The sequence below is a fragment of the Rubripirellula tenax genome, from assembly GCF_007860125.1.
Lineage (GTDB): Bacteria > Planctomycetota > Planctomycetia > Pirellulales > Pirellulaceae > Rubripirellula > Rubripirellula tenax.
On sequence record NZ_SJPW01000001.1, the window covers coordinates 1,288,983 to 1,301,799 of the forward strand.

10 protein-coding genes are annotated in these 12,817 nt (G+C 55.4%); 4 read left to right on the forward strand and 6 right to left on the reverse strand.

Annotated features, from left to right (window positions below):
* The first annotated feature begins 251 nt into the window (after nt 1-251).
* Nucleotides 252-962 carry a helix-turn-helix transcriptional regulator gene (locus Poly51_RS04825; protein ID WP_146454726.1) on the forward strand — a complete coding sequence of 237 codons (711 nt, stop codon included), beginning with the start codon at nt 252-254 and terminating at the stop codon, nt 960-962.
* A gap of 34 nt (nt 963-996) precedes the next feature.
* Here the strand turns inward: Poly51_RS04825 and Poly51_RS04830 are convergent, their stop codons facing one another.
* Nucleotides 997-2,466, reverse strand: a complete 1,470-nt coding sequence (locus tag Poly51_RS04830) for an RNA polymerase sigma factor RpoD/SigA (RefSeq protein ID WP_186775341.1) — start codon at nt 2,464-2,466, stop codon at nt 997-999.
* Between the two features lie 440 nt (nt 2,467-2,906).
* Here Poly51_RS04830 and Poly51_RS04835 point away from each other — a divergent pair, with 440 nt between their 5' ends.
* Complete coding sequence (locus tag Poly51_RS04835) at nt 2,907-3,203, forward strand: DNA gyrase inhibitor YacG (RefSeq protein WP_146454730.1); 297 nt, start codon at nt 2,907-2,909, stop codon at nt 3,201-3,203.
* Nucleotides 3,204-3,223: 20 nt separating this feature from the next.
* Here the strand turns inward: Poly51_RS04835 and Poly51_RS04840 are convergent, their stop codons facing one another.
* On the reverse strand, nt 3,224-4,534 hold the full coding sequence (locus Poly51_RS04840; protein WP_146454732.1) for a MerR family transcriptional regulator: 1,311 nt from the start codon (nt 4,532-4,534) through the stop codon (nt 3,224-3,226).
* 403 nt (nt 4,535-4,937) lie between these two features.
* Between Poly51_RS04840 and Poly51_RS04845 the strand changes: the two genes are divergently transcribed.
* Complete coding sequence (locus Poly51_RS04845; protein WP_146454734.1) at nt 4,938-7,352, forward strand: hypothetical protein; 2,415 nt, start codon at nt 4,938-4,940, stop codon at nt 7,350-7,352.
* Nucleotides 7,352-8,362, forward strand: a complete 1,011-nt coding sequence (locus tag Poly51_RS04850; RefSeq protein ID WP_186775342.1) for a sugar transferase — start codon at nt 7,352-7,354, stop codon at nt 8,360-8,362. The genes Poly51_RS04845 and Poly51_RS04850 overlap by 1 nt, the downstream gene beginning before the upstream one ends.
* On the opposite strand, the gene Poly51_RS04855 is transcribed toward Poly51_RS04850, so the two are convergent.
* From Poly51_RS04855 to Poly51_RS04870, 4 genes are all read right to left on the reverse strand, one after another.
* Complete coding sequence (locus tag Poly51_RS04855) at nt 8,340-8,921, reverse strand: hypothetical protein (RefSeq protein ID WP_146454738.1); 582 nt, start codon at nt 8,919-8,921, stop codon at nt 8,340-8,342. The genes Poly51_RS04850 and Poly51_RS04855 overlap by 23 nt on opposite strands.
* A gap of 169 nt (nt 8,922-9,090) precedes the next feature.
* A complete protein-coding gene (locus Poly51_RS04860; protein WP_146454740.1) occupies nt 9,091-10,173 on the reverse strand; it encodes a polysaccharide biosynthesis/export family protein in 1,083 nt (360 codons plus the stop codon).
* 815 nt (nt 10,174-10,988) lie between these two features.
* Entirely contained in the window at nt 10,989-11,828 is an 840-nt protein-coding gene (locus Poly51_RS04865; protein ID WP_146454742.1) for an SDR family NAD(P)-dependent oxidoreductase, read from the reverse strand.
* A 42-nt stretch (nt 11,829-11,870) separates the two neighbouring features.
* On the reverse strand, nt 11,871-12,581 hold the full coding sequence (locus Poly51_RS04870) for an N-formylglutamate amidohydrolase (RefSeq protein WP_146454745.1): 711 nt from the start codon (nt 12,579-12,581) through the stop codon (nt 11,871-11,873).
* Between the last annotated feature and the right edge of the window lie 236 nt (nt 12,582-12,817).

Below are 12,817 nucleotides of genomic sequence, written 5' to 3' on the forward strand. Positions count from 1 at the left end.
ACGACAGTTTCCGATGCGGGCATGGACTCCGAAGTGCGATACTATTTATGGAATTGCAGGACTCGCTTCTGCAATTCTGAGAACCTTGCCAGTGCCCCGGCAAAGTTCTCTGTGGTGCTCGGCAGGTTTGGAACTGCCCCTTTCGGCCTGTCGCAGCACTACTTTCTTCGCACTCTCTGCCGAACTGTATGCATCGCCAATCATCCATTCGATGCCTGGCAAGTTCACTTCAATGACGGGGTCCAAGACGCGTGAAAACGTATCAATCTTACGGCGGATTCGAAAATATCACAGAGTTTGTCGCAGACTGTCGCGATCTTCGGAATGACATTGTTGAATCGTTGCAACGTGACTCGTCCGTTTCGACCATATTGGAAGGCATGGCCGATGCTGTGTACATCAAATCGTCCGATGGAACGGTTTTAGATAGCAATCAAGCCTATCGGTCCGCGTTCACACCTGGGATCTCCCCGACCGGGCGACAAGGTTCCGCGTATCTCGATGAAAAGATTGCAGCCGTATCAAATGCTTCCGACCAGCTGATCATGTCGGGTGCAGACACACTCATTTTCAACCATTTCGGCCACGACGCGGCGGGGAAAGCGATTTCCATGCGGACGTTCAAGGCTTCCCTTTTGGGACTTGGCCAACCACGACATTGCATTCTTGGATTGACTCGCATCCGTTTCATGGAAACCACCGATTCCCATTTACGATTGATGCCGCTCTTCGGTTACTGGGAGATCTTCAGCAAGCTGAAGATTCGGGACCAGAAGATCGCGGCTGCAGTGGCGCGAGGGGAAAAGACGAAGCACATCGCCGATAGTCTATCGGTTTCCGAAAAAACGATTGAAAACGCCCGCAACAGCATCTTGAAAAAGCTGCAACTTGACCATCCGATCGATCTGATCAAGTTGTTGGTGCGGTTGCAGGACAGCGGGTTCGGCGACTTCGGGGTTTGAGCGGTTGGTCGGCAATCAGTTCAGAAATCGGCAATCAGTTCAAAAACTGTGCCAAATTTTCAGTCACTTGCGCCCCCTTCAGCTTTCCGATGGCCGCGCGTTCGATTTGACGGACCCGCTCGCGGCTCAATCGAAACTCTTCCGCGACTTCCGCCAAAGTGTGTGGGAAGTGCGTCCCAAAGCCGAATCGCATCAGCAAAATCTTACGCTCGCGATCGCCAAGCATGCTCAGCAGTTCGGTGCAACGCACTTTCAAATCGTTGGCATCGGCCTTTTCCGGCGGAGTGTCGTCGGCACGATCGGGCAGTAAATTTCCGAACTCTTGGTGCGTGCCACCGGAAACGGATTGATTCAAACTTACCGGCGTTTCCGCAACACGTTCGAGAACCGACAACCGTTCGGTCGACGTGTTGGTTAACTGGGCAAGTTCGTTCTTCGACGCCCTACGTCCGGTTTGCTGAAAAAACTTCGTCTTCACTCGCGACAGCTCGTTCAGCTCGCTGATGACCTGTGCGGGCACCCGAACAGCACGGCCTTGCTCGGCGACGCCGCGTCCGATCGCCTGACGAATCCACCACGTCGCATAAGTCGACAACTTAAATCCGCGACGGTACTCGAACTTCTCCACCGCTCGCATCAACCCGGCATTACCCTCTTGGATCAAATCCAGGAACGACACACCGCGATTGCGATACTTTTTTGCCACTGAGACGACCAGGCGCAAATTCGCCTCGACCAATCTACTTTTGACGTCCAAGTAGCGATTGTATGCGGTCTCTATTTTCTTCATCCGCCGCTCTAACCCGCCAATCGAATGAAGGGTAGGACCGAGCAGCCGGATGTATTCTCGACGCACCTCGCCCGCGATCGCGACGTCACTGTGACCGTGCATACCGCGAATTCGAAAAACACGTCGTTTCAGTTCCCCGTACATCTCTTCCAGCAGAGGCAAGCGAACCTCGAACTCTTCCAACAACTCGATCGAATGCTCACGTCGTTTAACGAATGTTCGGTGCGCAACCTTGCGGCGCCGCGACGATACCGAACGGCTGGATGTCAGGTGAAAATTTTCGCGCATCGACTCCCGAACACCAGCGATCGTTCGAAGGTTTTGGGGCAATCGGTTGACGAGCGACCGCTTCGCTTGTGCATCGGACACCGAATAGTCCAAAGCACGATCGGCGCGTTTCGCACCGCCGGCGACTGCCGAAAGCTCACGAACGACTTCTTCGGCAACGAATCCAATCCGCAACATTTCGCGACGAAAAGCTCGCCGCGCAACGTCCATCTTCACCGCCAAGCTCAACTCGGCTGCGGGCGACAGCAACGGTGTCCGGGCGATTTCTTCGAGATACAACCCGAGCGTATCGGCTTGATCGTCCGCATAAGTGGTACGGGCCGGTGCACGCTCAACCCGATCTTCACGTTCGCGACGAGCAGCGACCTGAGGCGAATGCCCGGGCGTTTGCGGCAAAGTCAAATCAGCTGTGTATAGAGAAACCATTGGCTTACCTGTTTCCAAAAACGAATGTGCGTTTCGAACTCGTCCCGCCCGACCAACCATGGACACATTGAAAATACGGTTGGCAGCTCGGTCGTGTTCGATCGAACTGCGTCGCAAATCCCATACCCATGGACGCCAAAATCGCATGCAAGGTTCCACGCAGCGGGGAACGACTGGGCAAAAAATGACTTTTCAGGTACTCCATCCGCCATTGGAGGAACCGAAATCCGATTCGTGAACTAACTTGATTCCGCGATAAATTGCGGCGGAACACCCCGTTTTGACGCTCCATCGGGGCACAATGCCCCGGCCGGATATTGGGATCACGACTATCCAAGGGTAGGCGTGTGGCAAACAATGACCAGACGGAGACTCACTCGAACTTGGTTCGCGGGGGGTCTTGTTCTGAGAGCTTCTCGTTTGAATGTTTGTCGTGAACTATGCATCGCAAAGATCCCAACCTTAAAAATCTTCACGGCGCTTCCAACGCTGCCGGTCCACGGCGATCCGGCCGGCTGACGTGCAGCACGTGTGGGCAACCGTTTCATATCGATGAATCAACGACTCCGCCGTTTTGTAGCCAGCGGTGTCAGATGGTCGATTTAGGGCGTTGGCTCGACGAAGAAATCAGTGTCCCGCACGAGGGTGGCAATAGCGACGTGATGGGTAATCGCAGCGATCCATTCGCGGAGAACGAAGACGAAGACGATCTTGACGATGAACTGCGAAACGGCTGATCGCCACACGTGTTAAGCGGCTAGCCGTCGATGACCGCGATTCGTTCGATCGCTTCGCCAGCCCAGGGGCTGTCGGGCGCCAGTTCGAGGAAACGTTTCCAATGGTGTTTCGATTCAACGACGCGTTCCAATTGGTCGAGCACACGCGCCAGGTTGTAGTGAACGTCGGCATAGTCAGCGTGCAGTGACAACGCGCCACGAAAGGCCGCGACCGCCAACTCGATTTGCCCGGTCTCACTGAGCACGTTGCCTAGGCTGGCGCGAGCTTCGACGAAATCCGGGTCGACCTCGATCGCGTTGTAATACCGTTCGCGCGCAGCGATCACTTCCCCCAATCGATACAGCAATTCACCGATCTGGAAACTGATATCGGCTCGCGGACCGTCTCGCGCGATGATGGCGTGACAGTAGTCGATGGCGGTTTCGAAATCGCCGTCGTCCTCTGCCGAAAACGCCGCTGCAAGCAGCGCGTCGTCATGCGCCTCGGTCGAATGGCGTAACGAGTATTCATCGGGGACGTTCGCAACGTCCGGAAACATCGACAGCGTCGTTGGCGGGAATTCCAAATCCCCGTCGGCCGACTCTTCGCTGTCGAGTGCGTCGAAGTCGAAACGTAGCTGACCACCCGGTTCCAACAACCCTTCCCCTTGGCGCATCAAAACGTGTTTGCCGACGATCAAGATCGACAACTGATCGAGCGGCCGCTGGATATCGGGCAACACTTCGACCCAATCGACCAACCGTTGCTCAATCGCTCTGGGGCTTGCGCCCGATGCGATCCAATGCGCCAGTCGCCGCGCCGTGGCGACCTCTTGAAAATCAAAGTACGGCAACCGATGCAGCGTCTGGACCGGAGTGATCAATCCACGTCGTTGCCAGCGACGAATGACGCGAACGGAAACGCCAAGCAAGTGCGCCAACATCGCGGGCGTGTAGTAGCGACGGATGGCTTGTTCGACGTCGACCAATCCCAAACGGTGCCACAGGTCGGTCTCGTGCAGAATCTCGATCCGCCCCGCCGCGGCCGCTTCGCGGATCGGTTCTCGCAACAGTTCGGTTTCCGCCAGCGGCGACTCTTCGGCACCGACGACCACCCAATCCAGCGCCGGATCATCGACGTCGGTCACGACCGCCCCGTAGGACCGCAGCACATTGGCGGCTTCGCGCTGGTTCATGCCGCCGAACCGGCCGACCAGGCTGACCCGCTTGCCGCCCACCGATTCGCCGCCACCAGCATCGCTACCGTCAGGATCTCCATCGCCATCAGCCGGGCCGCCTTTCGTACCGGCGTCGTCGTCTAAGTCAGCATCTTCGAACTCGGAAGGATTCATCTCAGTCGGGGAGGACAACAGCAAAACCGCAAATTGGAAAAAACGAAAGAACCGGAACCACGCCGCTCATTATCCAGATCCAGGCCCACCGGGCAATGAAGGCGTCTTTCGTTCGTCGGCACGACTCAGACGCCTGACCGCAACCGTTTTAACCATCTGGACCGTAGGAATCCGAATCGAAAGTGACGGCTCACGAAGCCAACCACTGACGAAAAAGAGGGGTTGTTCAGCTCCTTCGCTTTATTCGGTGATCGACGGTTTGGTTGTTTCATCCACGCTCGGATGGACGAAACATCCAAAACGCGTACGTCGATTCCTCAAATGGAATCGTTGTCGCCCTCGGCTGGCTTCGTGACTAACGACATGCCGGCAAACCAACCGCGACAGCCCCACTCAGGTCGCTTTGAACACTACAAAAACCCATTCCGTCAGCGCGGCCCACAAGTCGACCATCGGCAAGGCAAGATTGGCGCGAACTCACGCGCCCCTTCGGCGAGAATCGCCCGAGGTGGGCGATATCCTAGCGGCTTGCCTAAACCGTCTATTGCTTACGACAGTACTAAGTCTGTCTGTCGCAATCTGCGTCGCTGCAACGGCTTGGATGATGGGGCAACCGAAGTATGTCGCAGAGAGCTATCTACGAGTCCGTGAACAGCAAGACGTCATCTTTTCAGCACAGACCTCACGTTCAGAGGACTCTGCGTTCTTCCGCTCGCAAACCAAGCTGGTTCGGTCGCCCCAAGTACTGGCAGCCGCCGTCAAAGATCCGAGCGTTGTCGATTATGTCTCACCCATTCGAAAGGGGCTTCGCGTCAAGTGGTTAGACGACAAGCTGAAAGCTGAAGCACAGACCGGTTCCGAGACATTAACCATCTCGGTGGAACACCCGGACCCGGTCGCGTCGCAAACGTTGTGCAATGCCGTCACCAAAGCTTACTTGGCTGAAATCGTTTGTCGCCTGGAACACGACCGCACCGAACGCGAAGAACAGCTCGAATTGGCCGCAAAGCAAGCCGACGCCGACCTGGATGCGTCCTGGGAAAAGCTTAACCGTATCGCCGAAGGCCTCGGTTCGGACACATCCCAGTCGTTGACCCTGCGAGATGAAATGCAGTTCCAAGCGTATCGCGACTACTCGCGACGACTGCAAGCGGCCCAGCTTCGCGGCAGCCAACTGCAAGCCCAATTGTCGGAAAAGCAGCACGGTCAGCAACACACATCAACGTCCGTCGAGGCGACGACCGAAGCGTTACTGCATGCAAACCCAGAGGTCGTTGCCGCGAGAAAACGACTGCTTAGCCTGAACCTACAAATCGATGCGATGCGAAACATCGCCGCCAGCGAGACATCACCAAAGCTACTGCAATTGCGTCAACAACAGCAGTTCTTGCTAAACGACCTTGCGGAATTAGAAACTGCGACTCGATCAAAAATCGCGGTGGATCTTCAATCAAGAAGCCAATCCGACTTTCAACATTCCGTTGATCAATTGAAAGTCGAGATCGAACTGAATCGAAGTGAGAAAACGTTTCTGCGTGAACAGTTGTCAGAATTCCAAATCGGGTCGAACGATACTTCGACGCGAACCGCGGTTCCTTTGGACATGTCACGCCACGAAGTATCGCGACAAAGTCATCTAGCAGATCGATTGTGGCAGTCGCTTCAAGAGTTGCAAATCGAGTCGCAGTCCCAACCACGAGTGTCGCTGATCGAATTGGCATCACGGCCGGAATTTGCCAACAACTCCTATCGAAAAAAGTACACCGTATTCGCGGGCTTGCTGGCGTGGGTCATCGTCGTTTACGCCATCGGTGTGATGGAATGGTACGACTGCCGCGTTCGCGATGCTGACGATATTGTCTCGCACTCGTCCTACCCCGTGTTCGGCGCCGCTCCCTATATGAGGCCAGAATCTAGCGGCGGCATCACAAGCTTTTTTAGGACGCGTCAAAATTCGGTTCGCACGTCGGACGGTGTTCGGGAGGCCGTGGCACGAATCATTCTTCGTAATGAAGACGCTTCCCAAACAATTAGCCTGATGATCACAAGTTGTCATCCCAAAGAACCGCGTCACTTGGTCTCGCAGGAAATCGCCATTTTGTTGGCGAGCCATCAGCGGCGGGTGCTGTTGATCGACTGTGATATCGATGGCGGCGTGCTCAGTCGCGCCGCGGGTGCTTCCAACGTCCCGGGCATTCGATCGTTGCCGGTCAACAAGCCAGGTGATCTCTGCAGCACTGTGGCACAGTACATTGTTGCGACACAGCATGACCTTCTAGATTTTCTGCCTGTGGGCACGACAACGACCCCTTCGTCGTGGGTGGCGCCGCATTCGTTGCGTTCAACCATCGCGTCGGTCGGCAGCGAATACGACGCCGTCATTGTCAACGGACCTTCCTTTTTAGGTTCCGCCGAAAGCGTGCTGTTTGCTGCCGAGGTGGATCAAAGTCTCTTTGCCACGTTTGTAAACGTCAGCCGCTGGGACCTGCTTTCACTCTGTGAAGAAGCGGCAAGTGATGCGGCCATTCCAGTTTGCGGCTCCATCGTCCACAGCGGGAAATTCGCTGCTGATACAACCGTTAAGATCAGCAATGTTCCCGGCCGTAAAACGATTCCCTCGCGTCACCGCGTTCAAAATGTAGCGACCGAATCTATCCATAGCTCACAATCCATTGATGATTCTGTTGAACGCGATCTGCGACGTCAAATCCATGAGTTGCGAAATGCAATTCGAAGCGCTCAGCCGGAAAGCCATTCCGAAAAGGTAGCGGAATCAAACATCAACTCACACGCAAATCCGGACACTGCGGAAACATGATGCCATCCCTCACTGCAAATTCGGCATCAGCTCCGTGTTCACCGGCCGACGCTTCGGATGTCTACGTTCATCCTGCGACCAAGAAACCTGTCTCGAATCGTCACAGCCATACGGCGATCGCAGACGAAGATTCGGTTTCGCCAAGCGACGAACGCGGCAACCTGAAATCCGACGATGATCACGTCGATGACCATGTTCAGCCCGCCGACTATTTTCGTGTCAAGACACTGGTCGATCGTTTCATCACCGTCGGACTGATGCTGGTGGCGGTTCCGTTGATGAGCATCGTTGCCGTCGCGGTACTCTTACTGGATGGACGGCCCATTTTTTACCGCCAAGTTCGCGTCGGCAAAGATGGCAACCTATTCAAAATCTGGAAGTTTCGCACCATGCGGCACAACGCCGAGGAATTCTCGGGTGCCGTTTGGAGCAGCGCCGACGACCCTCGCGTTACGGCGCTGGGGCGTTGGCTAAGACGAACGCACATTGACGAACTGCCCCAGTTTCTAAACGTGTTGGCGGGCAATATGAATTTGGTCGGGCCTCGCCCCGAACGCCCCGAATTTGTTGAGCGACTTTCCCAAGAAGTCCCTGGATACCACCACCGTATTCAAGTACACCCGGGCATCACCGGCTTGGCACAATTGAGACTGGGGTACGACGAATCGCTTGCGGGTGTACCCAAGAAACTCGATTACGACCTGGAATACATCCGCAGGACAAACTTCGTCGGCGATCTAAGTTTGATTTCGAAAACGTTGACCTACATCACGCGGCAACTGTTCTGCACGTTCTTGGCGACCGTCGTCGGACCGAAAGTACGAACTTGGAAAGAGCCTGATTGTGAAGACCCTGTGTCGACGATGACTCGTGTGCACGGGTTCGAATTTTCGACCCCAAAAAGCTTACGCCAACGCGCGGAATCGCACGCGATTGCGGTTCACGATGTCGGTGTGGCGGTATCCGACTTCCATGGCGTCGACGTCCCTATTGCAAGTACTCAACCGTAACTTCAACGAGTTGTTTGTCGTGTCGATTCTTGTCTATCCGGTCTTCGTCGGCTTCCGGTTTTTCAAAGGTTGATTCGGCACCTCGCGGTGCTGTTTGCCATTGCGAAGCGTTAGTCTCTTGTTGCGTGCTTCGCGAGAAATAACCTGCTTGTATCACTTCCTGGCCTTCCTCCGAAGCAAGGCGACGGGAAACTTCTTTGGCCGCTTCCGACGCTTCTTTCATTAGGATGGCTTTGCCCACGACGGTCGCTTCGTTCAAGAGAAGTTCGTCATTGTTGGGTGCGACTTTCGAAACAGGAAAATACTCTTCAACGGGAACGCGCGGGTGAGGCGTCGAGGGTTCCCCCCGGCATCCATCCAGTGATGTCCAATTCGTTTCGGTGTATCCGGCGCAGGAGCCCAAACATTGGCACGGGTCGTATTGGTAGGTCGCTTGATGCGGCGTTAACAACGATCCGCAACCGGTAGTCAGCAGCACAAACAAGCCCATCAATGGGATTGGCCAAGCCTGGGCAAGCCAGCCGAAGTCTCGCAAATCTTTTGTCTGTCGATCAATCATGGGTTTGGGCGACTTAGCCGGCCAGCGATAGCGAACGCGTGTTCTTCGTCATCTTACAAGCAAAACTAGCAAGCGATCGATTGCGACGTCAGGCCTTCAATCACTCGTTGTTCATGCTGGTCGTTTGCGCGTGCTATCGATGACCTGTCGAGTCCGTCATGGACTCAAACTATTGTGCGAACCCACCTCCCAAGTTTTTGTTGTCAAGAACGTTTCCAGACAGTCGCGATGCCGTACCGGTTCCCAGTAAAGTGAATCCGAGGATGCGTTCCAAGGGAGACGTGAACTTTGCAATCGCAGAATCGAACGCCACCAATTTGCTGTGGGCGATGAAGACGCGGTCGCCAGGCAGCAATTGGTAATTGGTTCTAACATCAGCATTCTGAGTGATCGCTTCCCAGTCGATCGGCAATCGAACCGGTTTGTCGCTTTCGCGATTGGGACGAGCGATCCACATCTCGCTCGACGAAACATAGCTGGTTCCGTTGATTTGGGCCAACGCATCCATCACGGTCTCGTTGCCCGTGTATGGCAGTCGCACCAATGCATCACCCAACCCGCCTCCTTGCGTTACGACGTAGATCGCTTTGCTGTTGTAGGCAAACACAGAGACAGAAACTTTGGTATCAACAAAGTCCCCCGACAATTGGCTGGCGATCATCCCTCTCGCTTCATCCAGGGTTAGCCCAGCGACTTGAACCGAACCATATTGACCCAGCGTCACCGTTCCGTCCGGGCCGACAATATGTTCGCCCGATATAGGTTGGATGCCGGCGACCGAACGCAGCGACATCGAAACGACGGGGGATCGCAATTGGGATGCGAGATGCTGTTCGACCAGACGGGTCGCTTGCTGAGTCGTTTGTCCAGCAACATGAATCAAGCCATAGGTAAATCCGAGTTCGATTTCGCCACCGACGCCGACCTGATAGTCGCCGAAAATTGGTTCATCTGGGAACGCTCCGTTTACATTCAACGAAACGATATCGCCCGCTTGCAGTTCGTGCTTCGCTTGCGACACGTTTTGCTGAACATCGATCGTTAAAATGTCGGGCGGTTCGATGCGATACATCGACGCAGTCACTTTGTCCAATTCACGCGGGACAAATTGATTTTCGAATGGCAGATGGTCGGCCCTCGCAATCCCTCGGCCGCGACTTGGGGACACCACTTGGCAACCTGTACTTCCCACCGCGCATGCAAACAGCATGACGATGGCGAGTTGACGAAATTGGGCAAGTTGGCGTGTCAAGACGATGAGTTTTTTAAGGGCGAACCGCTTTGCGACGATACCGCCAGCGGACAGATCGGAGGACGTGTTCGGTGGGTCACCGCATCTGGGCGGAATTGAAATCGTAAAAATGCAAATGGTTGTTAAACGATCCGCCTCGACCGGTGGGTAACCTTTGTTGCACGGGCGCCGCAATACCGGGCTGACCAACGGACCTTTGAAGTTGCCGCAACGATGCGGCTTGCTGCCCCAGAGTTTGCTGCAGTCGTTGTCGCGGGCGAACGAACGAGTGGTAGGGACTCAACGCACTGTTGTCGTTGCGAAGCAGATCAAGGTAAGGGGAAAGTGTGTTGCTATAGGGCGATTGGAACGGAGTTCGCTTTCCTCCGGTACTAAATCCGTTTTGCGCCACTCGAAGCTCATTGGTCGTTTTCCAATCGATGGAACAGAGGCAAGTCAGAACAAAACAGACTGCTGCGAAGGCGCAGATAAGATTGGGCTGGGAGTGGTTGATCATTATCAGTCTTCGTTTGAATGGGGCGGACCCTTTTTCGCCATGCTCTTTAGACGCTGTCGGTCGCTTTTCAGTGCTATGGTTGTTGTTTCGTCGAAATCAGAAATAACGGTCGACGGGAGTCTCATGATGCGTCGTACATAAATTTGGGAATAGCAAGCAAGTCATGATCGGATCAACAGACGCTAGCATTGGAAGGAAACGACTTACCGATGAAATCAGTCAATTCCAGGTCAAACCGGCTGTGTTCCCATAAGCAGGCAGCGGCGTGGGCGTATGAGCACAAGGGCGGACGACCGGGGCCGGGTCTGCTAACAAGCGGCTAACCAGGCCAATTGTCCGGTGCATCGGGTTGTTGCCAAACGCTCATCCCGCCATCGACCAACAGCGTCTGGCCGTGGACGTGCTCGGCCGCATCCGACAACAAAAACACCGCCGCGCCCCCGCATGCATCAGCATCGGGAACCCGGCCATTGGGAGTGTGCAATTGCATCCACGCGTTCACCGAACCTTGATCGATCGCCGGACGGGTCAAGGGAGTCTGCACCAATCCGGGCGCCATCGAGTTGACGCGGATCCCGTGCGGCGCCAGCGCGACACAAAGGGAACGCACCAGCGCAGCGACGGCGCCCTTGCTGGCGTCGTAGGCCGTATGATCCGGCTCGGCCAATACGCCATTGATCGACCCGGTGAACAGGACTCGACCGGCGACGTGATCGCGGACCCAACGGCGAGCCAAAGCTTGGGTCAGAAAATATCCCGCCGTCAAATTCAGATGCATTGTCGTTTGATAACGCTCGAAATCCATTTCCAAAAAAGGGACATCGATAAACGTGCCCGCGTTGTTGACCAGCACATCGATGCCGTGCATCAATGTATCAACGTCTCGCACTAGTGCGTCCACGAATCGATCCGGTGGTACGGCCAAGTCGGCGACCAGCAACTCGGCGCGAACACCGGTTTGGCGACACGCCTGCAGCGTCTCTTGCGCACGTTCGTCGTCTCGGAGCCCGACAATGATCACGTCCCCCCCGGCCATGGCAATCGACTTCGCGATCGCAGCACCGACACCCTGCGTTCCACCGGTGACCAGGGCCCGCCGACCAGAAAGTGAGAACGGGTTCGATGCCGGTGAATTCGATGCCGCTAAGTTCAATGCCATTGGGGGCGACTCCTTGAAACGGGCACGCACGCGGCCGCGGTTTCAAGCAGCTTCGCGTTGCGGAGTTTGGGTGATCGACTTCAAACCGCCGATGATACCTTCGATCGCTTCGTCGCGCAGCGAAACATCACGTGACACCCATGCCCGGTTCAACATCACTTCGATTCCCAAATAGGGTGTCCCCGCAAACTCTGCTCGCATGGACTTGGTGATGCTGTCGTTGGTACCGCGACGCGGATAGTTGCGACGGACGCGAAGCATGGGCGCTTCGTCATACATCTCGTCGATCCAATCCAAGCACAAATCGACTTCGTGATCATTCGACGGATCGTAAAGCAAACCCACGTCCGTCCGGCGAATCGTGCCTTTCGTCCGCAGCGCAAACGTACGGATCGATAGATGGATGACATAGGAGTGTCGCAGCAGGCCACCCGCGATCGCACGCCGAACGCTTTCGCGATACGGACGATAAATTTCGTCAACCAACAATTGACGATCCGGCTCGGGCCACTTCCGCGTCCACTTTGGAAACAGTTCGCGGTGATGCAGCGATCTGCCGACATCGATCAGCGCTGGCGAAAAAGCATTGGTGATCAGTGGTGCGTCGAAGCCCGTTGCCAGTCGCTGGGCCACATAAGCAGCCGCGATATCGCAGGAAGGCGACGTGCCCCGCTCCAACGATATCGTCTGCGCCGCGGTCAGCGCCGCAGGGAATCGATCACCCCCCACATCGCAGCTGATCAACAAGCACATCGGTTTTTCCGTTGTATCCGAAACAAGAACTGTCCCACCCAAAACGCTGGCGACGGGCGATTGTAGGGGCTGTTCAACGTCGGGGTAAACGGAGATTTTTGTCGGCTAGCTAGTGTCTGTCCAGAAATCGCATGGCCGCAGGAATTACGACTAATTTCGAAGAAAAGCTCCCCGAAGATCGAACCCGCAAGCGGGTTCGCGCGTTGGAATTGTTGACTAAAAGCAATTTCAAACGC

Bases quoted from the DNA above. Each gene is read 5' to 3' on its own strand.
- Poly51_RS04835 (WP_146454730.1), top strand. From the start codon at position 2,907: ATGCATCGCAAAGATCCCAACCTTAAAAATCTTCACGGCGCTTCCAAC.
- Poly51_RS04870 (WP_146454745.1), bottom strand. From the start codon at position 12,581: ATGTGCTTGTTGATCAGCTGCGATGTGGGGGGTGATCGATTCCCTGCG.
- Poly51_RS04855 (WP_146454738.1), bottom strand. From the start codon at position 8,921: ATGATTGATCGACAGACAAAAGATTTGCGAGACTTCGGCTGGCTTGCC.
- Poly51_RS04830 (WP_186775341.1), bottom strand. From the start codon at position 2,466: ATGGTTTCTCTATACACAGCTGATTTGACTTTGCCGCAAACGCCCGGG.
- Poly51_RS04840 (WP_146454732.1), bottom strand. From the start codon at position 4,534: ATGAATCCTTCCGAGTTCGAAGATGCTGACTTAGACGACGACGCCGGT.
- Poly51_RS04865 (WP_146454742.1), bottom strand. From the start codon at position 11,828: ATGGCATTGAACTTAGCGGCATCGAATTCACCGGCATCGAACCCGTTC.
- Poly51_RS04850 (WP_186775342.1), top strand. From the start codon at position 7,352: ATGCCATCCCTCACTGCAAATTCGGCATCAGCTCCGTGTTCACCGGCC.